Source organism: Pseudomonas sp. R76, from assembly GCF_009834565.1.
In the GTDB taxonomy this organism is placed as follows: Bacteria; Pseudomonadota; Gammaproteobacteria; order Pseudomonadales; family Pseudomonadaceae; genus Aquipseudomonas.
Genome location: NZ_CP019428.1, coordinates 6,314,575 through 6,339,433, shown reverse-complemented (window position 1 = coordinate 6,339,433; position 24,859 = coordinate 6,314,575). Strand labels below are relative to the sequence as shown.

The window sequence follows — 24,859 nt, the reverse complement described above, 5'->3', positions numbered from 1 at the left end:
GCAGAGCGTCACAGGATTCATTCCCACGCAGAGCGTAGGAACGATCAGTTAACGATCAGTTACTGGACAGCCGATCACCCCGGGCAAACTTCCAGGTGCGGATGATTTCCAGGCGGTCGACGTCGTTCAGGTCGCCGGTAAATGGCGCGAAAGGCGCAGCCAGGCGCACGATGCGCTGGGCGGCCTGGTCCAGCAGCGGTTGGCCGGACGACTCCAGCACCTGCACTTCATAGAGCGAGCCATCACGGTTGATCGACACCAATAGACGCAAATTGCCGTAAATCTGCTGGCGCCGCGCCTCATCCGGGTAGTTGAGGTTGCCGATGCGCTCGACCTTCTTGCGCCATTCGTCCTTATACCAGGCACCTTTGTCGCGCATGGTCGAGGCGGCGTTCAGGCGATAGATGCGCGGGCGCTTGGCGTACAGCTGTTGTTCGTTGGCCAGCTCCGCTTCAAGGCTGGAGATCTGGTCGGAAAGCTGCGAACTGTCAAAGGTCGGCGCCGGCTTCACGGGCTCGGGCTGTGGTTCTGTCTTGGTTTTTTCGCGCTGGGTCGGGGCTTTTTGCGGTTTTGGCGCCACGGTAGTCACGGCGGCCTTGGGCGCGGCCTGCTTGACCTCGGGCTTGGGCGTCGGCGGCGGGGTGACTTTATTCACCTTGTTGTCCTGGAACGGCGCCACTTCGGTTGTTTTGGGCACGGCTTTCTTGTCGAGGGTGCCGCTGCCTTGCTGGTTGTCCTGGGCGAGAAAGTCGGCCTTTTCAGGCTTCTTTTCGCTCTTGAACGTGGCGAGGGTGATTTCCAGGGTTTTGGTGATCTGCTTGGGTTCGGCGAAGGTAAAACCCAGGCCGAGCAGCAACGCGAGGTGAATCAAGGCTGCCAGGAACAGGGTAAATCCGAGCCGATCAGCCGGGCGCACGCCACTGTGGGAGAGTTCGGGGGGCAGATCGGGCGGGAGCGTCATGACAAAAAAACCAACATCGCGCATTTCACAGATGGCGCATGATAACGCAATGTTGGTGTGTGTCCGGCTGTTCTATGTCACTTGGCTTGTAGCTTGCGCTCAATGGCGGCCATCAGCATTTCGCCGATGTTCGTGCCAAATGCGTTGTCGATCTCGCGAATACAGGTCGGGCTGGTGACGTTGATTTCGGTGAGGTTTTCACCAATTACGTCTAGTCCTACGAAGAGCAGGCCTTTTTCCCGCAGGGTCGGGCCAACTTGGGAAGCAATCCAACGGTCTTTGTCCGACAGTGGTCGCGCCTCACCACGACCGCCAGCGGCCAGGTTGCCACGAGTCTCGCCCGCCGCCGGGATACGCGCCAGGCAGTAATCCACCGGCTCGCCGTCAATCATCAGGATGCGCTTGTCGCCGTCCTTGATCGCCGGAAGGTAAGCCTGGCCCATGATCTGCTGGGTGCCCAGCGCGGTCAGGGTTTCGAGGATCACCGACAGGTTCGGGTCGCCCGCGCGGTGGCGGAAAATCGAGGTGCCGCCCATGCCGTCCAACGGCTTGAGGATCACATCACCGTGTTTGGCGGCGAATTCACGCAGCACGTCGGCGCGGCGGCTGACAACCGTCGGCGGTGTGCATTGTGGGAAAAGGGTGGCGAACAGCTTTTCATTGCAGTCGCGCAGGCTTTGCGGCTTGTTGACGATCAACACACCGGCGCGCTCAGCCTGCTCCAACAGGTAGGTGGAGTAGACGAATTCCATGTCGAACGGCGGGTCCTTGCGCATCAGGATCACGTCCAGATCGCTCAAGGGGCTGTCGATCTCATCCGCCAGCTCGAACCACTTTTCAGGGTTGGCAAACACCTGCAGCGGGCGCATGCGTGCGCGGGCTTCGCCGTCGCCTTGGTAAAGATCGCGCTGCTCCATATAGAACAGGGTCCAGCCGCGGGCCTGGGCGGCCAGGAGCATGGCCAGCGAGCTGTCCTTTTTATAGGAAATGCTGGCGATAGGGTCCATGACAATGCCGACGCGAACGCTCATGGGGGATTTCCTCTAGCAAATTAGGGCGCATAAAAGTGGCGTCAGAGTGGCGCTGCGGCTGTTGTGGGTCAAGGAAAAACCACCTGGCCGGTCGCTCGATAGATTGCGCCCGGAGACTGTGCTAAAAAGACTGCCACAGTACAGCAGCCCTTGAATTCCAAGGCTTGCAGCGTTCATCCTGTGAGACATCAGGCAGTACACACCGAAAACCGATTCGCTGTGGCGATGGTAGAGCAGATATGGAACAGCATTCCAACGCCTTGAGAGTGATGGTGATCGACGATTCGAAAACGATCCGCCGCACCGCCGAAACCCTGTTGAAGAACGTGGGGTGCGATGTCATCACGGCCATCGACGGTTTCGATGCCCTGGCCCGAATTGTTGATCATCACCCGCACATTATCTTTGTCGACATCATGATGCCGCGCCTGGATGGCTATCAGACCTGCGCCCTGGTGAAGAACAACCCGGCGTTCAAGTCGATCCCGGTGATCATGCTGTCCTCCAAGGACGGCCTGTTCGACAAGGCCAAGGGGCGCATCGTGGGTGTCGATCAGTTTTTGACCAAGCCTTTCAGCAAGGAAGAACTGCTGAGTGCGATCAAGGCCTACGTGCCCGGCTTCGCCGCAGTAGAACAAGCACACTGACACCGCCTCACAAGGGCCGGCGTCCACCAATGTAGTGGGGAAAACCATGGCACGTGTTCTGATCGTCGACGATTCGCCGACCGAAATGTACAAACTGACCGGCATGCTGGAAAAGCACGGCCACCAGGTTCTCAAGGCCGAAAACGGCGCGGACGGCGTTGCCCTGGCCCGCCAGGAAAAACCCGACGCCGTGCTGATGGACATCGTGATGCCGGGCCTCAATGGCTTCCAGGCCACCCGCCAACTGTCCAAGGAGCCGGAAACCAACGGCATCCCGATCATCATCATCACCACCAAGGATCAGGAAACCGACAAAATCTGGGGCGCGCGCCAAGGCGCCAAGGATTACCTGACCAAGCCTGTGGACGAAGAAACCCTGATCGCCACCCTGAACAAGGTGCTGGCTCCCTGACGGCACGCCATCATGACCGAGTCGCAAACCGCCTTCGAGCTGCTGCTGGACATCGACCGCCGCTGCCGCCTGCTGGCCGCCGACCTGCCGTCCCAGGAAACCCGCCAGCAGCGTTGGAGCGGGATCGGCTTTCGCCTGGGGCCTTATTGGTACGTGGCGCCGATGGGCGAAGTCGCGGAAGTGTTGCATGAGCCGCGCTGTACCTTGATGCCTGGGGTCAAGCCCTGGGTCAAAGGTGTGGCCAACCTGCGCGGGCGTTTGCTGCCGGTGATGGACCTGGGCGGGTTTCTCGGCCTGGAATTGTCCAAGGCGCGCAAGCAGCGGCGGGTACTGGTGGTGGAATTCAACGACATGTTTGTCGGGCTGCTGGTGGACGAGGTGGTGGGCATGCAACATTTTGCACAAGACGCATTGCTGGCGAGCGTGCCGCCCGGCGCACCGGTTATCCAGGGCCAGTTCGACAGCGACCAACTGTGGCAGGTCTTCAGCCCCTTCGCTCTGGCCCAGGCCCCAGGCTTCATGGACGTTGCCGCATGACCACTGTCACCTCTCCCAAACCGCAAGCCGCGTCGCGCAGCCGTTCGCAGATCATCGTGCTGTTTATCGCACTGATCGTGTTCATCATGCTGTTGTTCGCCAACTTCGCGTACCTCAACACCCAGTCCACTTACGACAAACAGTACATCGGCCACGCCGGTGAGCTGCGCGTGCTGTCACAACGTATCGCCAAAAACGCCACCGAAGCCGCCGCCGGCAAGGCCGCGGCGTTCAAGCTGCTGGGCGATGCGCGCAACGACTTCGCCCAGCGTTGGGGCTACCTGAAAAAAGGTGACATCGAGACCGGCCTGCCCGCCGCGCCCAATGCGGTGCGCGCGGAAATGCGCGCGGTGCAGACCGACTGGGAAGCGCTGCTGAAAAACACCGACGCAATCCTCGCCAGCGAACAGACCGTGTTGTCGTTGCACCAAGTGGCCGCGACCCTGGCCGAAACCGTGCCGCAATTGCAGATGGAATCGGAAAAGGTCGTCGACATCCTGCTGCAACGCGGCGCGCCAGCCAGCCAGGTGGCCTTGGCCCAGCGCCAATCGCTGCTGGCTGAGCGTATTCTCGGCGCGGTCAACACTGTACTTGCCGGTGACGAAACCGCCGTGCAGGCCGCCGATGCCTTTGGTCGTGATGCCAACCGCTTCGGCGTGGTGCTCAACGGCATGCTGAACGGCAACCCGGGGTTGCGTATCACCCAGGTCGAAGACCACGACGCCCGTGCGCGCCTGGCGGAAATTGCCGAGCTGTTCGAGTTTGTCTCGGGCTCCGTGGATGAAATCCTCGAAACCTCTCCGCAGCTGTTTCAGGTGCGCGCCTCGGCGAGCAATATCTTCAACCTGTCGCAAACCCTGCTCGATGAAGCCTCGCACCTGGCCACCGGGTTTGAAAACCTCGCCAGCGGGCGCAGCTTCGACACCATCGGCGGCTACGTGCTGGGCCTGTTGGCGCTGACCTCGATCATCCTGATCGGCCTGGTGATGGTGCGCGAAACCAACCGCCAACTGCATGAAACCGCCGAGAAGAACGAGCGTAACCAGAACGCGATCATGCGCCTGCTCGACGAAATCGAAGACCTCGCCGATGGCGACTTGACCGTGACCGCCTCGGTCACCGAAGACTTCACCGGCACCATCGCCGACTCGATCAATTATTCGGTCGACCAACTGCGCGATCTGGTCGCCACCATCAACCTCACCGCCGGCCAAGTCGCCGGGGCGGTGCAGGAAACCCAGGCTACCGCCATGCACCTGGCCCAGGCCTCGGAGCATCAGGCCCAGCAAATTGCCGAAGCCTCTACCGCGATCAATGAGATGGCCCAGTCCATCGACCAGGTCTCGGCCAACGCCGCCGAGTCCTCGGCAGTGGCCGAGCGCTCGGTGGAAATCGCCAACAAGGGCAACGAGGTGGTGCACAACACCATCCACGGCATGGACAACATTCGCGAGCAGATCCAGGACACCGCCAAACGCATCAAGCGCCTGGGCGAGTCGTCCCAGGAAATTGGCGACATCGTCAGCCTGATTGACGACATTGCCGACCAAACCAACATCCTCGCCCTCAACGCCGCGATCCAGGCAAGCATGGCCGGGGATGCCGGGCGTGGTTTTGCGGTGGTGGCCGATGAAGTGCAACGCCTGGCCGAGCGTTCGTCAGCCGCCACGCGGCAGATTGAAACCTTGGTGCGGGCGATCCAGGCCGACACCAATGAAGCGGTTATTTCCATGGAACAGACCACCACCGAAGTGGTGCGCGGCGCGCGGCTGGCGCAAGACGCCGGAGTGGCGCTGGAAGAGATCGAAGGCGTGTCGAAAACCCTGGCGGCGTTGATCCAGAGTATTTCCAATGCCGCGCAGCAACAGACCTCGTCGGCCGGGCAGATTTCCCTGACGATGAACGTGATCCAGCAGATCACCACACAGACCTCGTCGGGCTCGACGGCCACGGCGGAGAGCATCGGCAACCTGGCGAAGATGGCCAGCCAGTTGCGCAGGTCGGTGTCGGGTTTCACGCTGCCACCGCCACGATCGGCGGATGATTGAAATGCAATCAAAATGTGGGAGCGGGCTTGCTCGCGAATGCGGTGTATCAGTCACCTGATCTATTAGCGGACCCACCGCTTTCGCGAGCAAGCCCGCTCCCACATTGGATCTCCTTTTGATTTGAGATCTTGGCAACACCAGCAATTCACGAATTCTAAGCGGAGCAGTTATGGTTGATCGGCACGACTACGTGGCCCTCGAATGGGTCAAGGGCGACATTGCCGAAACCCTGAAACAGGCCCGTTCGGCGCTGGACGCGTTTGTCGAAACCAGTGACAGCGACGCCATCGCCGAGTGCCTGGCCGGCATCCACCAAGTGCATGGCGCACTGCAAATGGTCGAGTTCTACGGCGCAGCGCTGCTGGCCGAAGAAATCGAAGCACTGGCCCTGGCCCTGCAAGCCGAGCGTGTCAGCCAGCGCGATGAAAGCATCCGCCTGCTGCAACAGGCCCTTGGCCAATTGCCGTTGTACCTCGACCGCGTGCACAGCGCCCGCCGCGACCTGCCGCTGGTGGTGTTGCCGCTGCTCAACGACCTGCGCAGCGCGCGCGGCGAAAGCCTGCTGTCGGAAACCAGCCTGTTCAGCCCGCAATTGCTGTCGATTGCGCCATTGCCCGACGAGGCCTTGGCCCAGCGCATGCAGCCTGACCTTCACGATCAGCTGCGCCAATGGCATCAACTGCTGCAACAGGCCCTGGCCGGTTTGCTGCGTGAAGATCACGGCCCGAGCAACCTGGAAGACATGGCGCGGGTGTTCGCGCGCCTCGAAGCGTTGTGCCAGGGCGCGCCATTGCTGCCGTTGTGGCAAGTCACCTCGGCGCTGGTCGAAGGCATGCTCACCGGCGTGATCGCCAACAGCCCGGCGCTGCGCAGCCTGCTCAAGGCCAGCGACAAGCAGCTCAAGCGCCTGCTGGTCCAGGGCATTGGCGGCATCAACCAGCCAGCGCCGGATGAACTGCTCAAAAGCCTGCTGTTCTACGTGGCCAAGGTCACCCGGCCGACGCCGCGCATGCAAAGCCTCAAGGAACGTTACGGCCTGGATGAAGCCTTGCCCGACAGCGCCGTGGTCGATGCCGAACGCGCGCGCCTGGCCGGACCGGACCGCAATGCCATGGGCTCGGTGCTCGGCGCCTTGTGCGAGGAACTGGTGCGGGTCAAAGAGCGCCTCGACTTGTTCGTGCGCAGCGACCGTCAACACACCAGCGACCTCGATGCCTTGCTGGCGCCGCTGCGGCAGATCGCCGATACCCTGGCGGTGCTGGGGTTCGGCCAGCCGCGCAAAGTCATCATCGACCAACTCGCCGTGGTGCTGAGCCTGGTCCAGGGCCAGCGCGAACCCAATGACGCGGTGCTGATGGACGTCGCCGGCGCCTTGCTTTACGTCGAAGCCACGCTGGCCGGCATGGTCGGTACCGTCGAGCCGGAAAGCCGCGAAGAAAGCCGCCTGCCCACCACCGACCTGACCCAGATTCATCAATTGGTGATCCGCGAATCCTGCCAGTGCCTGAGGCAAGCCAAGGAGCTGGTCATCGACTGCGTTGAAGCGCACTGGGACCGCCAGCGCCTGGAGTCGCTGCCCGAGTTGCTCAGCCAGGTGCGTGGCGCGTTGGCGATGATTCCCCTGCCACGTGCGGCGAGCCTGATGCGCGGCTGCACCGATTATGTCGACGAACAGCTGATGGTGAACGAGGCCGCGCCTTCCGAGGCACAGCTGGGGCATTTTGCCGACGTGATCAGCAGCCTGGAGTACTACCTCGAGCGCATGCTCCAGGACGCCGATGCTGCGGGCGAACGGGTGCTGGAATTGGCCACCCGAGGCCTGGCTGCACTCGGCTATTTGCCTGCCGAAAAACCTTGGCGCCAGGCCCTGGCTGCGCCGGATGGCGCCTTGTCGACAGAAGCCGCGCCGAGCCAATCGCAATTCGATGCATTGGCCAACCCCACGTCACGTCTGAACCCGCCGGCCCAGCAGCGTCCGGGTAGCCTGCTGCCACCGCCCGCGGGCGAAGAACCTGTCGACGATGAGCTGCGCGAGGTCTTCCTCGAAGAAACCGATGAAGTCCTTGAAGTGCTGCACCGCTATTTGCCCAACAGCACCGACAAAACTGCCCAGGGCGAAATGCGCCGCGCCTTCCATACCTTGAAAGGCAGCGGCCGTATGGTTCGCGCGCTGGTACTGGCCGAGCTGGCCTGGGCGGTGGAAAACCTGCTGAACCGCGTGCTCGAACGCAGCGTGGCCCTCAGCCCTGACGTGCAGCACGTGTTGGACGAAGCCGTGGCGCTGCTGCCGGAATTGATCGCCGACTTCGCCGCCGACGACCAACGCCAACGCGATGAAGTCGACGCCCTGGCTGCCCGCGCGCACGCTTTGGCCAGCGGCACTGGCGCGTCGGTCGCAGAGTCTTATGACCCGATGCTGCTGGAGATTTTTCGCAACGAAGCCCAGAGCCACCTCGAAAGCCTCAACCATTTCCTGCAACAGGCTGCCGAGCATGTGCCGCTGCAAGTCAGCGATGAGCTGCAACGCGCCCTGCACACCCTCAAGGGCAGCGCCTACATGGCCGGCGTGCTGCCGATTGCCGAGCTGGCGCGGCCGCTCGATCACCTGACCCGCGAGTACAAGGCCCACCGCCTGCCGCTGGACCTGGACGAAGTGGAGTTGCTGTTGGAAGCCGAAGGCCTGTTCCAGCGCGGCTTGCGCCAACTCGACGGCGACCCGCTGGTGCCGATCAAAGGCGCGCCGGACCTGATCAGCCGCACCCAAAGCCTGCTCGACCAACAGCTGCAAGCCTTGCTCGACGCGCCCAGCACCGGCCTGCGGATCAAGCGCGACCCGCAGCTGATTGCCAACTTCCTGGCCCAGGGCATGGACATCCTGCTGGACGCCGAAAGCCTGCTGCGCCGTTGGCAGCAACACCCCGGCGAACGCCAGGAACTGACCGCGCTGCTGGATGAATTGACCACCTTGGGCGAGGGCGCGCACCTCGCCGACCTGCACGCCATCGACGAACTGTGTGAAGCCTTGCTCGACCTGTATGGCGCCGTTGAAGAGAGCAGCCTGGCAGTCAGCGAGCGGTTTTTCCATGAGGCCGAACAGGCCCATGAAGCGCTGATCAACATGCTCGACCAACTGGCGGCCGGCCAGGAAATCAACCCCGCACCGGCGCGGGTGCAAGCCCTGCGCGAACTGCTGGATGAAGCCCTCGACCCCTCCGCTACCGGCCTGGTCAAAAGCGACGGCAGCCGTGCGCTGAGCATTTCCGAACTGGGTGCCGCCACCGCACAGTTGAACCAGGACACGGCGATGGACGACGAGATCGTCGAGATCTTCCTGGAAGAGGCGGTAGATATCCTCGACAGCGCCGGGCAATCGCTTAAACGCTGGCTGCTGGAGCCGGACAGCACGGCGCCGTTGTCGTCGTTGCAGCGGGACTTGCACACTCTCAAGGGCGGCGCGCGGATGGCCGAAATTGGCCCGATTGGCGACCTGGCCCACGAGCTGGAATGCCTGTACGAAGGCTTGGTGGACCGCCGCTACAACTATTCGCCCGAATTGTCCCACGTGTTGATGGCCAGCCATGAACGGCTGGCCTTGCAGTTGGATGAATTGCAGGACCACCAGCCCCTGAGCGACTCCAGCGACTTGGTCGCCCAGCTGCGTGCGTTGCGCCAGAGCAACGCGCCCGCTACCCCGGCCGCTGACCCGGAAACCGCCGCGGCTGATCCCGAGCTGCTGGATATTTTCCTTGAGGAAGCCGCCGACATTCTCGACAGCTCAAGCAGCGCACTGCTGCGCTGGCAGGCCGAGCCGAGCAACCGCCAGGAAGTGGAAACCTTGCTGCGCGACCTGCACACCCTCAAGGGCGGCGCGCGCATGGTCGAGATCGGGCCGATTGGCGATTTGGCCCATGAGCTGGAGTTTCTCTACGAGGGGCTGTCGGCGGGTTTACTCGCGCCGTCAGCGGAGCTGTTCGCGTTGCTGCAAGGCTGCCACGACCGCCTGGCGCAGATGATCGACGCGGTGGCGGGCGGGTTGCCGGTGGGCTCGGTGGATAAACTCATCGAGCGCATCAAAAGCCTGGTGCACCCCAGCGATGAGCCGGTAGCGCCGGTCGCCTTGCCCGTCGGTAAAGCTGAGGCAGCGGTTGATCCCGCCGCCGATATGGTGAAAATCTCCGCCGATTTGCTCGACGACCTGGTCAACCTGGCCGGTGAAACCTCGATCTTCCGGGGCCGTATCGAACAGCAGGTCAACGACGCGCGCATCGCGCTCAACGAAGTCGAAACCACCATCGAGCGCATGCGCGACCAACTGCGCCGCCTCGACACCGAAACCCAGGGCCGCATCCTCAGCCGCCAGCAGGCCGAGGCCGAGCGCCTGGGTTATGAAGAATTCGACCCGCTGGAAATGGACCGCCATTCGCAGTTGCAGCAGTTGTCGCGCGCGTTGTCCGAATCGGCTTCCGACCTGCTGGACCTGAAGGAAACCCTCGACCGCCGCAACGCGGATGCGCATAACCTGTTGCAGCAACAGGCGCGTATCAACACCGAGTTGCAAGAAGGCCTGATGCGCACGCGCATGGTGCCGTTTGAGCGCATGCTGCCGCGCCTCAAGCGCATCGTGCGCCAAGTGGCGGAGGAGTTGGGCAAGGACGTCGAATTTGTGGTCGGTAATGCCGAAGGCGAGATGGACCGCAACGTGCTGGAACGCATGGTGGCGCCGCTGGAACACATGCTGCGTAATGCCGTCGACCACGGCCTGGAGTCCCGCGAGGCGCGGCTGCTGGCGGGCAAGCCTGCGAGAGGGCGTATCAGCCTGGACCTGACGCACGAAGGCGGCGATATCGTCTTCGACATGCGCGACGACGGTGCCGGCGTGCCGCTGGACGCGGTACGGCGCAAGGCGATCAAGCGCGGCTTGCTCGCGCCTGATCAAGACATGAGCGACCGCGACGTGTTGCAGTTCATCCTGCAGCCGGGCTTTTCCACCGCTGAAAAAATCACCCAGATTTCCGGGCGCGGCGTGGGCATGGACGTGGTGCACGAAGAAGTGCGCCAGCTTGGCGGCTCGATGTTCATCGACTCGACGGCGGGCTCGGGCGTGCACTTTCGCATTCGCCTGCCGTTTACCGTGTCGGTTAACCGCGCGCTGATGGTGCAATGCGCGGACGACCAATACGCGATCCCGCTCAATACCATCGAAGGCCTGGTGCGCGTGCTGCCCCACGAGCTGGCCGGGCACTATCAACAAGACCCGCCGCGCTACGAATACGCGGGTCAACGCTACGAGTTGTTCTACCTGGGCGACCTGCTGCACACCGTCGCCCGGCCAAAACTGCTCGGCCAATACCAGCCGGTGCCGGTGTTGCTGGTGCAATGCAACGAGCGGCGCGTGGCGGTGCAGGTGGACGCCATGGCCGGTACGCGCGAGATTGTGGTCAAGGGCCTGGGGCCGCAGTTTGCCGGGGTGCAGGGCTTGTCCGGGGCGACCATCCTCGGCGATGGCCGCGTGGTGTTGATCATCGACTTGCTGGCGCACATCCGAGCCCGCCAACCGGCGTTGCCGGCGCAGTCGGTCGACGCGCCGCTGATCCTCAACGACCCGCTGAAGAAACGCCCGCTGCTGGTGCTGGTGGTGGACGACTCGGTCACCGTGCGCAAAGTCACCAGCCGCCTGCTGGAACGCAACGGCATGAACGTGCTCACCGCCAAAGACGGCATCGACGCCATCGCCCTGCTCGAAGAGCACACCCCGGACCTGATGCTGCTCGACATCGAAATGCCGCGCATGGACGGCTTCGAAGTGGCGATCCAGGTGCGCAACGACCCACGGCTGATGCGCCTGCCGATCATCATGATCACCTCACGCACCGGCCAGAAACACCGCGACCGCGCCATGGCCATCGGCGTCAACGACTACCTCGGCAAGCCGTACCAAGAGTCGGTGCTGCTGGAAAGCATCGCCTACTGGAGCAAGTCCCATGCTTGACCACCGCACCAGCCAACTCACCGGCCTGCTGCTGCCCCTGGCCGACCGCCACTTGGTGCTGCCCAACGTCGCCATCGCCGAACTCATCGACTACCAACGCGGCGAACCCGCCAGCGACGCACCGCCGTGGTATCTGCGGCAAGTGACATGGCGTGATCGGCAGTTGCCGTTGATCAGCTTTGAAGCCGTGTGCGGTGAGGCCAGCGTGACCGGCGAGCGCTCGCGGATAGTGGTGCTGAACGCGCTGGGCGGGCGGCCGACGTTGAAGTTTATTGCGATGGTGATTCAGGGCATTCCGCGTTCGTACAAGTTGGATAGCCAACTGAGTTACGTCGACGTGCCGCTGTGCCCGCTGGAACTGGCGGCGGTGCAAGTGGGGGAACATGTGGCGAAAGTGCCTGACCTTATGGGGCTTGAAGCCTTGTTGGTTGAGTCGGGCCTGGCCTGACTGCGATGATCGTCCCCCCGCTCCGCGTGGGAATGCATCCCGTGACGCTCCGCGTCACCTTTGTGCTGAACTTGAGCCTTGCACTGGCTGGCGGGACGCGGAGCGTCCCAGGCGGCATTCCCACGCGGAGCGTGGGAACAATCAAATGGGCCAGTCTTCGGATTTTTCCTGCAAGATTTCGGGCTGTGCATGAACTTGTTGTGGGTAGTCATGGCGGCTAGTCTTCGTTCCGTCATCGAAAAAACGGTGACACGGACGTGCAAGTCCGACGAAACTGTTTAGGCGTACAAACGCCCAGTCAACCACGGGCGGTTTTTGTGCTCGCTGCTTTATGGCGGCTGCGCGCAGGAGGTCTTCGGACCTGCTGGGTGTCCTAAACAGGCCCGGTCTTGCACACCTGCGCACGGTCGCCACCCTCATTCGCGTGCAAGCGAACGGTGGCGCTCCTTACTCACTGTTTAGGAGTTTTATCATGGTCAAACCTACCCCTAATCCGCCTATCTTCACCGTCAACCCCCACCAAAACACCGAAGCTCTTCTGGTCAACGCCAGCGAAACTTTATCGTCGCTAAACGCCATGACCTGCAATCTTGCCTTCAACCTGGACACCTCCCAACGCGCAATCATGCTCGGCATTCAGCAAATGGCCGAGTTGAGTCAGTTGCTGGTCGATAGAGCGCTTGAACAAGTCAGCCCTGCACCGGAAGGTTAAATCGGTCCCTGTTTGGGACCGCTATCTAACAACCACCACCGAACAAATGTGGGAGCGGGCTTGCCCGCGAATGCAGGGTGTCAGTCGGTAAATGTGTAACTGACCCACCGTATTCGCGAGCAAGCCCGCTCCCACATTTTGATCTTCATTCGGCTCGAATCCAGTTGATCGTTCCCACGCTCCGCGTGGAAATGCATCTTGTGACGCTCCGCGTCACCTTCGTTCACGACTCGAGAATTGCACTGACTGGCGGAGCGCGGAGCGTCCCAAGCGGCATTCCCACGCTGAGCGTGGGAACGATCAAAACTTGATCGTTCCCAAAAAGGGACCTATCGTTCCCTTTTTGGGACTCTTTGGCCGCAGCCATGCAAACCTTGCCGCTCAGCACTGCACTCTTCACCAATACCCAGCAAAAAGTGCTGGGCCTGCTTTTCGGCAAGCCCGATCAAAGTTTCTTCACCAATGAAATCGCGCGCTGGGCCCAGGTGGGCAAGGGCAGCCTTACCCGCGAGCTGGAGCGTTTGCAGCTGGCGGGCATCTTGAGCATGACGCGCCAAGGCAATCAGACCCATTACCAGGCCAACCCCCACTGCCCGATTTACTCGGAGTTGTTGGCCATCGTGCGCAAGACCCTGAGCCTGGACGAACCCTTGCGCAATGCATTGGCACCGTTCGCCGAGCAGATAACCTGGGCCTTTATCTACGGCTCTATCGCCAAGGGTGAGGCGCACTCATCCAGTGACATAGATCTGATGCTGATCGGCCAAAGCCTCAACTACAGTGAAGTCATGGAGCAGCTCATACCGCTGGAAGAGCAACTGGGCCGCACCATCAACCCGACGCTTTACACCCCTGAAGACTGGATCGGCAAATGGAATGCCGGGAACAGTTTTGTGCAGCGGGTCGTGCAGCAAGCCAAGATCAATCTGATTGGGGGCAACCCCTTGGAATCCATGGATGGACAGCAAGGCAAATCTGGAGAACCTGCAACGTAGCGGTGGCTTGAAGGCTGAGCCGCCGGATCGCAAGGAGTGTGATGGGCTGATGCGCTCGGCGCGGGATCGGTTAAGGGATGCCAGTAATTCACAGTTATCGTTCGCCAGTCGTTTCGACTTGGCCTACAACGCCGCCCACGCTAGTGCACTCACAGCTTTACGCCTGCATGGGTATCGTTCTGACAAACGCTATTTGGTGTTTCAATGTTTGATTCACACCGCCGACGTGAGCAAGGTGCAGGTGAGGTTACTGGCGCTGTGTCATGAGCGCCGAAACCTGGCGGAATATGAAGGGTATATGGATGAGGATGAGGCGTTGCTTGGGCAGTTGATGGATGGCGCGACAGTACTGCTGAATGAAGTGGAAAACTTGTTGGCTGACCATTGGTGACAATGATGCGATTTCCCTGAACACCACCGAACAAATGTGGGAGCGGGCTTGCTCGCGAATGCAGGGTGTCAGTCGGTAAATGTGCAACTGACCCACCGCATTCGCGAGCAAGCCCGCTCCCACATTTTGAGCTTCATTCGGCTCGAATCCAGTTGATCGTTCCCACGCTCCGCGTGGAAATGCATCTTGTGACGCTCCGCGTCACCTTCGTTCACGACTCGAGAATTGCACTGACTGGCGGAGCGCGGAGCGCCCCAAGCGGCATTCCCACGCAGAGCGTGGGAACGATCAATTTTTAATCTTTGTTCAGCGTGAGTCCGCGTTTGCTGATGCTCTGTTACTCCAGCCGTAACGATCCGCCGTTGGGCTTGATTGATACCCCCCACTTTCACTCCTAAGGTAAGCCCACGACAGCAAACCCCGTGGAGCGACCATGACAACAACCATCACCCCCGACTCGCGCTGGACGCGGCGGCGCGACGAGAAGCAGCGGCGCCTCGGGCTGGTCAAGCAATACGCAGACGGGGCGGTGCTGCCCAGTGACAGAATCGTCGAGGCGCTGGAAGCCCTGATTCTTCCCGGCGACCGCGTGGTGCTGGAGGGCAACAACCAGAAGCAGGCCGACTTCCTCTCGCGCTCCCTGGCCAAGGCCGACCCGGCCAAGCTCCACGATTTGCACATGATCATGCCCAGTGTCGGCCGTTCCGAGCACCTGGATCTGTTTGAAAAGGGCATCGCGCGCAAGCTGGATTTCTCCTTCGCCGGCACCCAATCCCTGCGCATCAGCCAGTTGCTCGAAGACGGCCTGCTGGAAATCGGCGCGATCCACACCTACATCGAACTCTACGCGCGGCTGGTGGTGGACCTGATCCCCAACGTCGTGCTCTCGGCCGGTTTCATGGCCGACCGCGCCGGCAATATCTACACCGGCGCCAGCACCGAAGACACCCCGGCGTTGATCGAGCCTGCCGCGTTCAGCGACGGCATCGTGATCGTGCAGGTCAACCAGTTGGTGGATGACGTCACCGATTTGCCCCGCGTCGATATCCCGGCAAGTTGGGTGGATTTTGTGGTGGTGGCCGACAAGCCTTTCTACATCGAGCCGCTGTTTACCCGCGACCCGCGCCATATCAAGCCGGTGCATGTGCTGATGGCGATGATGGCGATCCGTGGCATCTACGAAAAACACAACGTGCAGTCGCTTAACCATGGCATCGGCTTCAACACCGCTGCCATCGAGTTGATCCTGCCGACTTACGGCGAATCTCTCGGACTGAAGGGCAAAATCTGCCGCAACTGGACCCTCAACCCGCACCCAACCCTGATCCCCGCCATCGAAAGTGGCTGGGTCGAAAGCGTGCATTGCTTCGGCACCGAATTGGGCATGGAAAACTACATCGCCGCCCGCCCGGATGTGTTCTTCACCGGCCGCGACGGCTCGATGCGCTCCAACCGGATGTTCTGCCAGCTCGCCGGCCAATACGCGGTGGACCTGTTTATCGGCGCCACGCTGCAGGTGGATGGCGACGGGCATTCCAGTACCGTCACCCGTGGGCGCCTCGCCGGTTTTGGTGGCGCGCCCAACATGGGCCACGACCCGCGCGGCCGTCGCCATGGCACCCCGGCATGGCTGGATATGCGCCACGACGACGCGCCGGAAGCCTTGCTCGAACGTGGCAAAAAACTCGTGGTGCAGATGGTCGAAACCTTCCAGGAAGGCGGCAAACCGACCTTCGTCGAGACCCTCGACGCCGTAGAAGTGGCGCGCAAAAGCGGCATGCCGCTGGCGCCGATCATGATCTACGGCGACGACGTCACCCACTTGCTCACCGAAGAAGGCATCGCCTACCTGTACAAGGCGCGCTCGCTCGAAGAGCGCCAGGCGATGATCGCCGCCGTCGCTGGCGTCACCGCCATCGGCCTGCGCCACAACCCCAAGGACACCGCGCGCATGCGCCGCGAAGGCCTGATTGCCTTGCCCGAGGACCTCGGCATTCGCCGCACCGACGCCACCCGCGAGCTGTTGGCCGCCAAGAGCGTGGCCGACCTGGTGGAGTGGTCCGGTGGCTTGTACAACCCGCCCGCCAAGTTCAGGAGCTGGTAAATGCGCGCCCTTAAACTGCACGAACTGAGCCTGGCTGATCGCCTGGCGGACATGGCCGTCGATGCGTTGATCGATGAGGCTGACTTGTCGCCCAAACCCGCCTTGGTGGACCGCCGCGGCAATGGCGCCCACAGCGATTTGCACCTGGGGTTGATGCACGCTTCGGCGTTGTCGCTGTGGCCGATGTTCAAGGAAATGGCGGAGGCCGCGCTTGAATTCGGCGAAGTGGGTTTGCCTTTGCGCGAAGCCCTTGGGCGCATCGGCCGGGAAGGCGAGCAGGCGATGCTCACCACCACCAAGGGTGTGAACACCCATCGCGGCGCGATCTGGGCCCTCGGTTTGCTCACCGCTGCGGCGGCGCTGGAGCCTCGGGCCGTCACGCTGACGGCGGCAAAGTTGGCCCTGCTTAACGACCGCTACGCGCCGCAGCCGATGAGCCACGGCGCCCAAGTCGCCCAGCGCTACGGCGCGCGCGGTGCCCGTGAAGAAGCACAACTGGGCTTCCCGTCCGTGATGCAACGTGGCCTGCCGCAACTGCACAAAAGCCGCCTGCAAAACGCTGGCGAACAGAACGCGCGCCTGGACGCTTTGCTAGCGATCATGACTGACCTCGCCGACACTTGCGTGCTCTACCGCGCCGGCACCGAAGGCCTGCTCGCCATGCAACGCGGCGCCCAAGCCGTGCTGGACGCAGGCGGCAGCGCAAGCCTCGCCGGTCGCCGCCAACTGCACGAACTCGACGACCAATTGCTGGCCCTGAATGCCTCCCCCGGCGGCGCCGCCGACCTGTTGGCCGCCTGCCTGTTTATCGACCGCCTCGACGGAGCGTTTTGATGGAAACCTTATCCTTTGAATTCCCCGCCGGGCAGCCGCCAAAAGGCCGTGCGCTGGTGGGTTGCGTCGGCTCCGGCGACCTGGAAGTGCTGCTGGAACCGGGCACGCCTGGCACCCTGACCATTCAGGTGCAGACCTCGGTGAATGGCGCCGAACAGCGCTGGCAGCATCTGTTTGAACGGATTTTCCAGGAGCACACACCTCCGGCCTTGAAGATCGATATCCACGATTTCGGTGCCACGCCCGGCGTGGTGCGTTTGCGCCTGGAGCAGGGCTTCGAGGAGATCGGCCATGACTGACTTGCTCAGCAAACACAGCTTCGTGGAACTCGGTGCACGGCAGCGGGCCAAGGCCTTGCTGGACGCCGGCACGTATCGCGAACTGATCGACCCGTTCCAACGCGTGATGTCGCCCTGGCTCAGCCGCCAAGGTGTAGTGCCCCAGGCCGATGACGGCGTGGTGATCGCCAAAGGTAGCATCGCCGGAAAGCCGGTGGTGGTGGCCGCTATCGAAGGCAACTTTCAGGGCGGCAGCCTCGGTGAAGTCGGCGGCGCGAAAATCGCCGGTGCCTTGGAACTGGCGGCTGAAGACAACCGCAAGGGCGTCCCGACGCGCGCGGTACTGCTGCTGGAGACTGGCGGCGTGCGCCTGCAGGAAGCCAACCTCGGCCTGGCGGCGATTGCCGACATCCACGCGGCGATTGTCGATCTGCGCCAGTACCAGCCGGTGGTGGGCGTGGTGGCGGGCAGTGTCGGCTGCTTTGGCGGCATGTCCATCGCCGCTGGGCTGTGCAGCTATCTGGTGGTGACCCGCGAAGCGCGCCTGGGCCTGAATGGTCCGCAAGTGATCGAGCAGGAAGCCGGGCTGGACGAATACGACTCCCGCGACCGCCCGTTTATCTGGAGCCTCACGGGCGGCGAGCAACGTTTCAACAGCGGCTTGGCCGACTGCTACGTGGCGGACGATGTGGCGCAGATTCAGCAGACCGTTACCGAGCTGCTGCAACAAGGCTTGCCCACACAACAACGCAGCCGTCAGGTCGAGTTCTACCTGGCGCGCCTGGCCGAGCTGGATGCTACGCCGCAGATCGACGCGGCGACGGTTCGCGACCTGTATCAAGGAGAGCGCTCATGAGAGGCTTGCAGTGGTTCAACGCTTTGAGCGCCGGCGCCACGCCGGTGGACGGTTTGCCAGCCTCGCTGAAAGTCGCCGACGGCGTCTTGGGTGAGCGGCCCGTGCGCTTCATCGCCGTGGTCACCGACGCACAAAACCGCTTCCCGCGTGCGCGTAATGGTGAAGTTGGCCTGCTGGAAGGTTGGGGCCTGGCCAAAGCCGTGGACGACGCCATCGCTCGCGGCGACAAGCGCCCGATCATCGCCATCGTCGACGTGCCCAGCCAAGCCTATGGCCGTCGCGAAGAAGCCCTGGGCATTCATCAGGCCCTGGCCGCCGCCGCCGACAGTTACGCTCGCGCGCGGTTGGCCGGGCACCCGGTGATCGCGCTGCTGGTGGGCAAGGCCATGTCCGGCGCGTTCCTCGCCCACGGCTACCAGGCCAACCGTTTGATCGCCCTGCGTGACCCCGGCGTGATGGTGCACGCCATGGGCAAGGCCTCGGCGGCGCGGGTGACCTTGCGCAGCGTCGAAGAGCTGGAAGCCCTGGCTGCGAGCGTGCCGCCCATGGCTTATGACATCGACAGTTATGCCAGCCTCGGTCTGCTCTGGGAAACCCTGTCGGTGACCCAGATTGAACAGCCGACGGCGGACGATGTGGTGCGGGTCAGCGATTGCCTGATCAGTGCGATCAAGGATGTCAGCAGCCAGGATTTGAGCGGGCGCCTGGGCGCCACCAACCGCGCCGCCTCCAGCCACGTGCGCCAACTGCTGCGGGAACAATGGTGAACGCCCACGACTTGCTCTGGGGCATGACCCCGGCGCATTTGCCCGCCGATGCACCGGCCTGGGCGGTGGACGCGATCAGCGCCGGCCACCTGGTGGTGGTGCGCCGCGCCATCGCTGAGCCCGGCCAAGTCGCCGTCGGCGTGCGCGGGCGTTTGCGTGAGCAGCGCCTGGCGGCAGTGATGCCTGTTGCGGCCGTGCAGCGGCGAGTGACGCCGGAAGCCTTGTGCGGGGTGATCTCGCCAAGGAATTTACCGGCGTTGCGCGCACTCGATCTACTGCGGCCGGTGTTGGCGCAAGAGACGTGGGGTATCACCGGCAGTGCGGGTTTCGAGTTGGCCAGCGGCATTGAGGCGCTGCATGAGCAGAGCGATCTGGACTTGATCCTGCGCACGCCCCAGCGTCTCGAGCGCGGCGATGCCGAGGACCTGCTGGCGATTCTGGACACCGCGCCCTGTACCGTAGACCTGCAACTGCAAACCCCGTTTGGCGCCGTGGCCTTGCGCGAATGGGCGCGCGGCTCACGCCGTGTGCTGCTCAAAACCAGCAGCGGCGCGCACCTTGTACTCGACCCTTGGCAGGCTGTGGCATGAGCAGCCTGCTGGTGTTTCCGGGGCAGGGCGCCCAGCGCACGGGCATGCTCCAGGCGCTGTCGGCGCACGTGCTGGAAGAAGCCAGTGATGCCTTGGGGGAAGACGTTCGCCAGCTCGATTCGGCGCAGGCTCTAGCGAGTACGCGCGCCGTTCAGCTGTGCCTGCTGATCGTCGGCGTGGCCCATGCCCGCCAGTTGCAACACACGCCTGATTATGTGGCCGGCTTGTCCATCGGCGCTTATCCGGCAGCCGTCATCGCCGGTGCGCTGGAATTTGCCGACGCGGTAAAACTGGTGAGCCTGCGCGGCGAATTGATGCAAAGCGCTTATCCACAAGGCTTTGGGATGACCGCGCTGATCGGCCCGGAGTTATCCACAGTGGAAAAATTATTGGCCGAAATCCACTGCCTGGAAACCCCGGTGTACTTGGCCAACATCAACGCCGATAACCAAACCGTTATCGCCGGCAGCGATGAGGCAATGAAGCGCGTCGCAGCCCGCATCAAGGGCAACGGCGTCGCCAAGCGCCTGGCCGTCAGCGTGCCGTCCCATTGCGCATTGCTGGAAGCGCCTGCACAGGCGCTGGCCGAAGCATTCGTCACGCTCAAGGCGCCGCGCATCACTTACCTGAGCAGCATCCGCGCACGGCCGATTCATAACCCTGAACAACTGCGCGACGACCTGGCTTTCAACATGTGCCGCATCGTTGACTGGCGCGGCACCGTGCAAAGCGCCTACGAGCGTGGCGTGCGCCTGCAAATCGAACTGCCGCCGGGCGCGGTGCTCACCGGCCTGTCACGCCGCGTATTCGAACAAGGCACGGTGATCGCCTGCGAAGGCGCACGCCTGGACACCTTGCAGGCCCTGCTGCAAGAGGAGGAACGCCGCCACCGATAAAGCACCACCCAAGGCTTTCGAAGCACAAAAACAACAATTTCGATGAAGCACTTTGAGGACAACAACGATGATTATTTATGGTGTGGCCTTGTTGGCGATCTGCATGTTGGCGGGTGTGATCCTGGGCGACATGCTCGGCGTGTTGCTGGGCGTCAAATCCAATGTGGGCGGCGTCGGGATCGCCATGATCCTGCTGATCTGCGCGCGTTTGTGGATGCAAAAACGCGGTGGCATGACCAAGGACTGCGAAATGGGCGTGGGCTTCTGGGGCGCCATGTACATCCCGGTGGTGGTGGCGATGGCCGCGCAACAAAACGTAGTGACAGCGCTGCACGGCGGCCCGGTGGCTGTGCTGGCCGCCATCGGTTCAGTGGTGGTTTGTGGCTGCACCATTGCCTTGATCAGCCGCACCCACAAGGGCGAACCCTTGCCCGCCGAAGAGCCGCTGATCGCTGCTGCGGGAGGTCGCTGATATGTGGCCTCTGATCGAAAAAGGTTTGGAAAATAACAGCCTGGTCACCGCTTTTGCTTTCGTCGGCGTGGTGATGTGGATTTCCGTGGTGCTGTCCAAGCGCCTGACGTTCGGGCGCATTCATGGCTCGGCGATTGCCATCGTGATCGGGCTGGTGCTGGCCTGGGTCGGCGGCACGCTCACCGGCGGGCAAAAGGGCCTGGCAGACATGGCGCTGTTCTCTGGTATCGGCTTGATGGGCGGCGCAATGCTGCGCGACTTCGCCATCGTCGCCACCGCGTTTGAAGTGCAGGCCACCGAGGCGCGCAAAGCCGGGTTGATTGGCGCGATTGCGCTGCTGCTCGGCACGATTTTGCCGTTTATCGTTGGCGCGAGCATGGCGTGGGTGTTCGGCTATCGCGATGCGATCAGCATGACCACCATTGGCGCGGGTGCGGTGACTTACATTGTTGGGCCGGTGACCGGTGCGGCGATTGGCGCGACGTCGGATGTGATGGCGCTGTCGATTGCCACAGGGTTGATCAAGGCGATTCTGGTGATGGTCGGCACGCCGGTGGCGGCGCGTTGGATGGGCCTGGATAACCCGCGTTCGGCGATGGTGTTTGGCGGGCTGGCCGGCACGGTGAGTGGGGTGACGGCGGGGCTGGCGGCGACGGATCGGCGGCTGGTGCCGTATGGGGCGTTGACGGCTACTTTCCATACTGGGCTGGGGTGTTTGCTTGGGCCTTCGTTGCTGTACTTCATTGTGCGTGGTTTAGTCGGCTAACCCCGTAACCCGATCGTTCCCACGCTCCGCGTGGGAATGCAGTCCTGGACGCTCCGCGTCCGCTCCCAAAGGCGTGACGCGGAGCGTCACAATAGGCATTCCCACGCGGAGCGTGGGAACGATCATTCGATCAGAGTTAGGCGTGGCGGTTGGCATACATCCGGCACTCAGCCAACAGCGCCAGCAAATTTGGATCACGCTCCTTGGCCTTTAAAAACACCACGCCAATCTGCTGCTGCAACCGATACCGGGCTTGCAGCGGTATCAGCTTGACGCGGTTCTCATACACCGCCGCAATCCGCCCTGGCAGCAGCGCATAACCCACGCCTGAGCTGACCATGCTCAACAGCGTGAAGATGTCATTCACCTGCATCGCCACCTTCGGCTCGAACCCCGCCTGCTTGAACACGCGGTTGCCATCCTGGTGCGTGGCGAAGCCTTGGGTGAGGGTAATGAACGTGGCGTCGCGCACATCCGCCAGGTCGATTTCCTGCTCGCGGTCGAAGGGTGAATCGGCTGGGGTGGCGAGGAAGATGTCGTCGGTGAACAGCGCGATCTGCTCGCAATCAGGGTCGTTGGCGCGTTCGTCGAGGGAGATCAGGATCGCGTCGACTTCCATGTTCTTCAGCTTATAGAGCAGGTCGAAGTTGGAGCCCAGGATCAGGTCGATATTGAGTTCGCTGCGCCTGATTTTCAGGCCCATGATCAGCTGCGGCACAGTTTTCACTGTCAGCGAATACAGCGAGCCGAGTTTGAAGCGCTCGGCGGAGAACCCCGCGGCTTCGCGGGTCAGGCGCACGCTGTCGACCACATCGGCTACCAGTTTTTGCGCGCGCTCTTCCAGCACGTAGGCGCTTTCCAGCGGCGTGAGGTTGCGTCCTTCGTGTTTGAACAGCGGGCAGCGCAGCGCGTTTTCCAGCGAGTGGATGGCGCGGTGCACGCTGACGTTGCTGGTTTGCAGCTCGGCGGCGGCGCGGGCCAGGTTGCCGGTGCGCATAAACGCCAGGAAGATCTCGAGCTTCTTGAGGGTGAATTCTTCGTCGATCAGCATGGCCGTGGCTCTTGTTCGAATACCCTCGATTGTGCCCCTAAAACCAGTTCACTCCCAGCCATGCACTGCCCAGGCCCAGCAACACGCCGACGATGATCAGCCAGATCGCGTTGAGCCGCGTGTAATAGACCACGGCGGCGCTGGCCAGGGTCAGCACCAGGCTGGTCGCGTTGTTTTCCAGGCTGTTCATCAGGATGTAGGTTGAGGCGAGGATCAGGCCGATGGAGATCGGCAGCAGGCTGCGTTTGACCCGCTGCACCCACGGCGTTTGGGTATGCCGCTCCAGCCAGCCGGCGCCGACGTACGCCAGCATCGAGCAGGGCACCAACTTGGCCAGCAGCGCCACCAGCGCGCCGGGCAACCCTGCCGCCTGCTGGCCGATAAACACCAGGAACATGCCGTTGGGCCCCGGCAATGCCTGGGACAGGGCGAAGAACGCGACGAATTGCGCGTCGGTGATCCAGTGCATGTCGACCACGGTGTAGCGATGGATATCGCCGATGGCCACGGTGTTGCCGCCAATCGCCATCAACGACCACAGCGCGCATTGGATCATCAGGTGCAGCAGGACAGTCTGCATCAGCCGGCCACCTTGTTCGCGCCAATAAAGCTCAAGGCCAGCGAGCTTGGAATGCAGACCAGCAGCACCATCCACAGCGGCAACACGAAGACGGCCATCAACACGAAGGTCAGCACGAAGGCGCTGTAGTTGGCGAGCGTGCGCGGCATGGCCTTGAGCAGGCGCAGGGTGGTGCCGAGCATCAGGCCGGTGGCAATCGGCATCACTGCGCCGAAGACCTGCTGCACCACGTCGTGGCTCCACCACTTTGCATAGGCAAAACCGGCGAGCACGGTGATCAATGAGGGGAACAGGTACAGCCCACAGACGGTCACAACCGCACCCGGCAAGCCATGCAGGCGCCGGCCGTAGATGATGCCGACGTTGGCGATATTGGGGCCGGGGAAGAACTGGCCGGTGGTCAGCAGCTCATTGAAACTTTGCTCGCTGACCCAGCGGCGGCGGTCGACCATCATCTGCCGCGCCCAGGGCATGACGCCGCCGAAGCCGAACAGGCCGACCATGGCAAAGTTGTAAAACAGTTGCCATAGGCTGGGATGAGGCGGGGCGGGTTCAAGCTCGGGCATGGCAATTACCGATAGGACGCTTTTATGTGGGAGCTGGCTTGCCTGCGATAGCGGCGTAACAGTCGAGGGAAATGTTGAATGTTAGGCCCTTATCGCAAGCCAGCTCCCACAGGATGAAGCGAATCATCTATGGACGTGTGTATTTGGGCAAATGAAGAAAGGGTGTTACCTGATAGGGGTTGGGTGGCGTCAGAATGCTCAAGGTGATAACGGTTATTCGAGGTGAGTGACACATGTATCACGGGGAACGATTCAACGCCTGGAGCCATTTGGTCGGGGCGGTAGCCGCTTTTGTCGGCGCAGTGTGGATGCTGGTGGTGGCGAGCCTGGACGGCAGCCCCTGGAAGATCGTCAGCGTGGCGATTTACGGTTTTACGCTGCTGGTGCTGTACAGCGCGTCGACCGTGTACCACAGCGTACGCGGGCGGCGAAAAGCGATCATGCAGAAGGTTGATCACTTTTCGATCTACTTGCTGATCGCCGGCAGTTACACGCCGTTTTGCCTGGTGACACTGCGCGGGCCGTGGGGCTGGACGCTGTTCGGGATTGTGTGGGGGCTGGCGGTGATCGGCATCCTGCAAGAGATCAAGCCGCGTTCCGAGGCACGCATTTTGTCGATTGTGATCTATGCGGTGATGGGCTGGATCGTGCTGGTGGCGGTCAAGCCGCTGCTCGCTGCGCTGGGCACGGCCGGGTTTGTGTGGCTGGCCTCGGGCGGGGTGTTGTACACCGTCGGCATCATCTTTTTTGCCCTGGAAGATCGCCTGCGCCATTCCCATGGGATCTGGCACTTGTTTGTGATCGGCGGCAGCTTGCTGCACTTTGTGGCGATCATGCATTACGTGCTTTGAATGTGGGAGCTGGCTTGCCTGCGATAGCATCGCCCCGGTCAAACTGATAGACCGAGTCGCCTGCATCGCAGGCAAGC

General features: G+C 62.3%; 24 protein-coding genes. 19 read left to right on the top strand and 5 right to left on the bottom strand.

Annotated elements, in window-relative coordinates; genetic code table 11:
• Nucleotides 1–55: 55 nt before the first annotated feature.
• Both PspR76_RS28755 and gshB read right to left on the bottom strand, forming a co-directional pair.
• Nucleotides 56–961: an energy transducer TonB gene (locus tag PspR76_RS28755; protein WP_159960635.1), complete on the bottom strand. Its 906-nt coding sequence runs from the start codon at nucleotides 959–961 to the stop codon at nucleotides 56–58.
• Between the two features lie 77 nt (nucleotides 962–1,038).
• Nucleotides 1,039–1,992, bottom strand: coding sequence for a glutathione synthase (gene gshB, locus PspR76_RS28750; protein ID WP_159960633.1), 954 nt, complete (start codon nucleotides 1,990–1,992; stop codon nucleotides 1,039–1,041).
• A gap of 239 nt (nucleotides 1,993–2,231) precedes the next feature.
• Between gshB and pilG the strand changes: the two genes are divergently transcribed.
• The 18 genes from pilG (at nucleotide 2,232) to madM (ending at nucleotide 21,734) form a co-directional block, all read left to right on the top strand.
• Entirely contained in the window at nucleotides 2,232–2,639 is a 408-nt protein-coding gene (pilG, locus tag PspR76_RS28745) for a twitching motility response regulator PilG (RefSeq protein WP_003176671.1), read from the top strand.
• Nucleotides 2,640–2,685: 46 nt separating this feature from the next.
• Nucleotides 2,686–3,051, top strand: a complete 366-nt coding sequence (pilH, locus tag PspR76_RS28740; protein WP_159960631.1) for a twitching motility response regulator PilH — start codon at nucleotides 2,686–2,688, stop codon at nucleotides 3,049–3,051.
• 12 nt (nucleotides 3,052–3,063) lie between these two features.
• Nucleotides 3,064–3,588, top strand: a complete 525-nt coding sequence (locus PspR76_RS28735; RefSeq protein ID WP_159960629.1) for a chemotaxis protein CheW — start codon at nucleotides 3,064–3,066, stop codon at nucleotides 3,586–3,588.
• Nucleotides 3,585–5,636, top strand: coding sequence for a methyl-accepting chemotaxis protein (locus PspR76_RS28730; RefSeq protein WP_159960627.1), 2,052 nt, complete (start codon nucleotides 3,585–3,587; stop codon nucleotides 5,634–5,636). The genes PspR76_RS28735 and PspR76_RS28730 overlap by 4 nt, the downstream gene beginning before the upstream one ends.
• A 169-nt stretch (nucleotides 5,637–5,805) precedes the next feature.
• Nucleotides 5,806–11,625, top strand: a complete 5,820-nt coding sequence (locus tag PspR76_RS28725; protein ID WP_159960625.1) for an Hpt domain-containing protein — start codon at nucleotides 5,806–5,808, stop codon at nucleotides 11,623–11,625.
• Nucleotides 11,618–12,073 (top strand): chemotaxis protein CheW, encoded by a 456-nt coding sequence (locus PspR76_RS28720; RefSeq protein ID WP_159960623.1) that lies wholly within the window; start codon nucleotides 11,618–11,620, stop codon nucleotides 12,071–12,073. Before PspR76_RS28725 ends, PspR76_RS28720 begins: the two co-directional genes overlap by 8 nt.
• 472 nt (nucleotides 12,074–12,545) lie before the next feature.
• Nucleotides 12,546–12,785: a DUF6124 family protein gene (locus PspR76_RS28715; RefSeq protein WP_159960621.1), complete on the top strand. Its 240-nt coding sequence runs from the start codon at nucleotides 12,546–12,548 to the stop codon at nucleotides 12,783–12,785.
• A 365-nt stretch (nucleotides 12,786–13,150) separates the two neighbouring features.
• Nucleotides 13,151–13,780: a nucleotidyltransferase domain-containing protein gene (locus tag PspR76_RS28710; protein ID WP_159960619.1), complete on the top strand. Its 630-nt coding sequence runs from the start codon at nucleotides 13,151–13,153 to the stop codon at nucleotides 13,778–13,780.
• A complete protein-coding gene (locus PspR76_RS28705; RefSeq protein ID WP_159960617.1) occupies nucleotides 13,743–14,171 on the top strand; it encodes a hypothetical protein in 429 nt (142 codons plus the stop codon). Before PspR76_RS28710 ends, PspR76_RS28705 begins: the two co-directional genes overlap by 38 nt.
• Before the next feature lie 433 nt (nucleotides 14,172–14,604).
• Nucleotides 14,605–16,275: a malonate decarboxylase subunit alpha gene (gene mdcA / locus PspR76_RS28700; RefSeq protein ID WP_159960615.1), complete on the top strand. Its 1,671-nt coding sequence runs from the start codon at nucleotides 14,605–14,607 to the stop codon at nucleotides 16,273–16,275.
• A complete protein-coding gene (locus PspR76_RS28695) occupies nucleotides 16,276–17,109 on the top strand; it encodes a triphosphoribosyl-dephospho-CoA synthase (protein WP_159960613.1) in 834 nt (277 codons plus the stop codon).
• Nucleotides 17,109–17,408, top strand: a complete 300-nt coding sequence (locus tag PspR76_RS28690) for a malonate decarboxylase subunit delta (protein WP_056857713.1) — start codon at nucleotides 17,109–17,111, stop codon at nucleotides 17,406–17,408. The genes PspR76_RS28695 and PspR76_RS28690 overlap by 1 nt, the downstream gene beginning before the upstream one ends.
• Nucleotides 17,401–18,243 carry a biotin-independent malonate decarboxylase subunit beta gene (locus PspR76_RS28685; RefSeq protein WP_159960611.1) on the top strand — a complete coding sequence of 281 codons (843 nt, stop codon included), beginning with the start codon at nucleotides 17,401–17,403 and terminating at the stop codon, nucleotides 18,241–18,243. The genes PspR76_RS28690 and PspR76_RS28685 overlap by 8 nt, the downstream gene beginning before the upstream one ends.
• Nucleotides 18,240–19,010: a biotin-independent malonate decarboxylase subunit gamma gene (gene mdcE / locus PspR76_RS28680; RefSeq protein WP_159960609.1), complete on the top strand. Its 771-nt coding sequence runs from the start codon at nucleotides 18,240–18,242 to the stop codon at nucleotides 19,008–19,010. Before PspR76_RS28685 ends, mdcE begins: the two co-directional genes overlap by 4 nt.
• A complete protein-coding gene (locus PspR76_RS28675) occupies nucleotides 19,004–19,600 on the top strand; it encodes a malonate decarboxylase holo-ACP synthase (RefSeq protein WP_159960607.1) in 597 nt (198 codons plus the stop codon). Before mdcE ends, PspR76_RS28675 begins: the two co-directional genes overlap by 7 nt.
• Nucleotides 19,597–20,496 (top strand): malonate decarboxylase subunit epsilon, encoded by a 900-nt coding sequence (gene mdcH, locus PspR76_RS28670; RefSeq protein WP_159960605.1) that lies wholly within the window; start codon nucleotides 19,597–19,599, stop codon nucleotides 20,494–20,496. Before PspR76_RS28675 ends, mdcH begins: the two co-directional genes overlap by 4 nt.
• Nucleotides 20,497–20,563: 67 nt before the next feature.
• Nucleotides 20,564–20,968 (top strand): malonate transporter subunit MadL, encoded by a 405-nt coding sequence (gene madL / locus PspR76_RS28665; RefSeq protein ID WP_159960602.1) that lies wholly within the window; start codon nucleotides 20,564–20,566, stop codon nucleotides 20,966–20,968.
• 1 nt (nucleotide 20,969) lies between these two features.
• Nucleotides 20,970–21,734, top strand: coding sequence for a malonate transporter subunit MadM (gene madM / locus PspR76_RS28660; protein ID WP_159960600.1), 765 nt, complete (start codon nucleotides 20,970–20,972; stop codon nucleotides 21,732–21,734).
• Between the two features lie 136 nt (nucleotides 21,735–21,870).
• Here madM and PspR76_RS28650 read toward each other — a convergent pair whose 3' ends face one another.
• The 3 genes from PspR76_RS28650 to PspR76_RS28640 are packed head-to-tail and all read right to left on the bottom strand — an operon-like array spanning nucleotide 21,871 to nucleotide 23,931.
• The gene (locus tag PspR76_RS28650; protein WP_159960598.1) at nucleotides 21,871–22,785 is read right to left on the bottom strand and encodes a LysR family transcriptional regulator; all 915 of its coding nucleotides are present in this window, start codon (nucleotides 22,783–22,785) and stop codon (nucleotides 21,871–21,873) included.
• A 37-nt stretch (nucleotides 22,786–22,822) separates the two neighbouring features.
• Nucleotides 22,823–23,365: a chromate transporter gene (locus PspR76_RS28645; RefSeq protein WP_159960596.1), complete on the bottom strand. Its 543-nt coding sequence runs from the start codon at nucleotides 23,363–23,365 to the stop codon at nucleotides 22,823–22,825.
• Nucleotides 23,365–23,931, bottom strand: a complete 567-nt coding sequence (locus PspR76_RS28640; protein WP_159960594.1) for a chromate transporter — start codon at nucleotides 23,929–23,931, stop codon at nucleotides 23,365–23,367. Before PspR76_RS28640 ends, PspR76_RS28645 begins: the two co-directional genes overlap by 1 nt.
• 233 nt (nucleotides 23,932–24,164) lie before the next feature.
• Between PspR76_RS28640 and trhA the strand changes: the two genes are divergently transcribed.
• Nucleotides 24,165–24,782, top strand: coding sequence for a PAQR family membrane homeostasis protein TrhA (trhA, locus tag PspR76_RS28635; protein WP_159960592.1), 618 nt, complete (start codon nucleotides 24,165–24,167; stop codon nucleotides 24,780–24,782).
• Nucleotides 24,783–24,859 lie beyond the last annotated feature (77 nt).

Bases quoted from the DNA above. Each gene is read 5' to 3' on its own strand.
- PspR76_RS28650 (WP_159960598.1), bottom strand. From the start codon at position 22,785: ATGCTGATCGACGAAGAATTCACCCTCAAGAAGCTCGAGATCTTCCTG.
- PspR76_RS28705 (WP_159960617.1), top strand. From the start codon at position 13,743: ATGGACAGCAAGGCAAATCTGGAGAACCTGCAACGTAGCGGTGGCTTG.
- PspR76_RS28690 (WP_056857713.1), top strand. From the start codon at position 17,109: ATGGAAACCTTATCCTTTGAATTCCCCGCCGGGCAGCCGCCAAAAGGC.
- PspR76_RS28730 (WP_159960627.1), top strand. From the start codon at position 3,585: ATGACCACTGTCACCTCTCCCAAACCGCAAGCCGCGTCGCGCAGCCGT.
- PspR76_RS28695 (WP_159960613.1), top strand. From the start codon at position 16,276: ATGCGCGCCCTTAAACTGCACGAACTGAGCCTGGCTGATCGCCTGGCG.
- PspR76_RS28640 (WP_159960594.1), bottom strand. From the start codon at position 23,931: ATGCCCGAGCTTGAACCCGCCCCGCCTCATCCCAGCCTATGGCAACTG.
- PspR76_RS28735 (WP_159960629.1), top strand. From the start codon at position 3,064: ATGACCGAGTCGCAAACCGCCTTCGAGCTGCTGCTGGACATCGACCGC.
- PspR76_RS28710 (WP_159960619.1), top strand. From the start codon at position 13,151: ATGCAAACCTTGCCGCTCAGCACTGCACTCTTCACCAATACCCAGCAA.
- PspR76_RS28725 (WP_159960625.1), top strand. From the start codon at position 5,806: ATGGTTGATCGGCACGACTACGTGGCCCTCGAATGGGTCAAGGGCGAC.
- PspR76_RS28645 (WP_159960596.1), bottom strand. From the start codon at position 23,365: ATGCAGACTGTCCTGCTGCACCTGATGATCCAATGCGCGCTGTGGTCG.
- madL (WP_159960602.1), top strand. From the start codon at position 20,564: ATGATTATTTATGGTGTGGCCTTGTTGGCGATCTGCATGTTGGCGGGT.
- mdcE (WP_159960609.1), top strand. From the start codon at position 18,240: ATGAGAGGCTTGCAGTGGTTCAACGCTTTGAGCGCCGGCGCCACGCCG.
- PspR76_RS28715 (WP_159960621.1), top strand. From the start codon at position 12,546: ATGGTCAAACCTACCCCTAATCCGCCTATCTTCACCGTCAACCCCCAC.
- pilG (WP_003176671.1), top strand. From the start codon at position 2,232: ATGGAACAGCATTCCAACGCCTTGAGAGTGATGGTGATCGACGATTCG.
- mdcA (WP_159960615.1), top strand. From the start codon at position 14,605: ATGACAACAACCATCACCCCCGACTCGCGCTGGACGCGGCGGCGCGAC.
- mdcH (WP_159960605.1), top strand. From the start codon at position 19,597: ATGAGCAGCCTGCTGGTGTTTCCGGGGCAGGGCGCCCAGCGCACGGGC.
- PspR76_RS28675 (WP_159960607.1), top strand. From the start codon at position 19,004: ATGGTGAACGCCCACGACTTGCTCTGGGGCATGACCCCGGCGCATTTG.
- madM (WP_159960600.1), top strand. From the start codon at position 20,970: ATGTGGCCTCTGATCGAAAAAGGTTTGGAAAATAACAGCCTGGTCACC.
- trhA (WP_159960592.1), top strand. From the start codon at position 24,165: ATGTATCACGGGGAACGATTCAACGCCTGGAGCCATTTGGTCGGGGCG.
- pilH (WP_159960631.1), top strand. From the start codon at position 2,686: ATGGCACGTGTTCTGATCGTCGACGATTCGCCGACCGAAATGTACAAA.
- gshB (WP_159960633.1), bottom strand. From the start codon at position 1,992: ATGAGCGTTCGCGTCGGCATTGTCATGGACCCTATCGCCAGCATTTCC.
- PspR76_RS28755 (WP_159960635.1), bottom strand. From the start codon at position 961: ATGACGCTCCCGCCCGATCTGCCCCCCGAACTCTCCCACAGTGGCGTG.
- PspR76_RS28685 (WP_159960611.1), top strand. From the start codon at position 17,401: ATGACTGACTTGCTCAGCAAACACAGCTTCGTGGAACTCGGTGCACGG.
- PspR76_RS28720 (WP_159960623.1), top strand. From the start codon at position 11,618: ATGCTTGACCACCGCACCAGCCAACTCACCGGCCTGCTGCTGCCCCTG.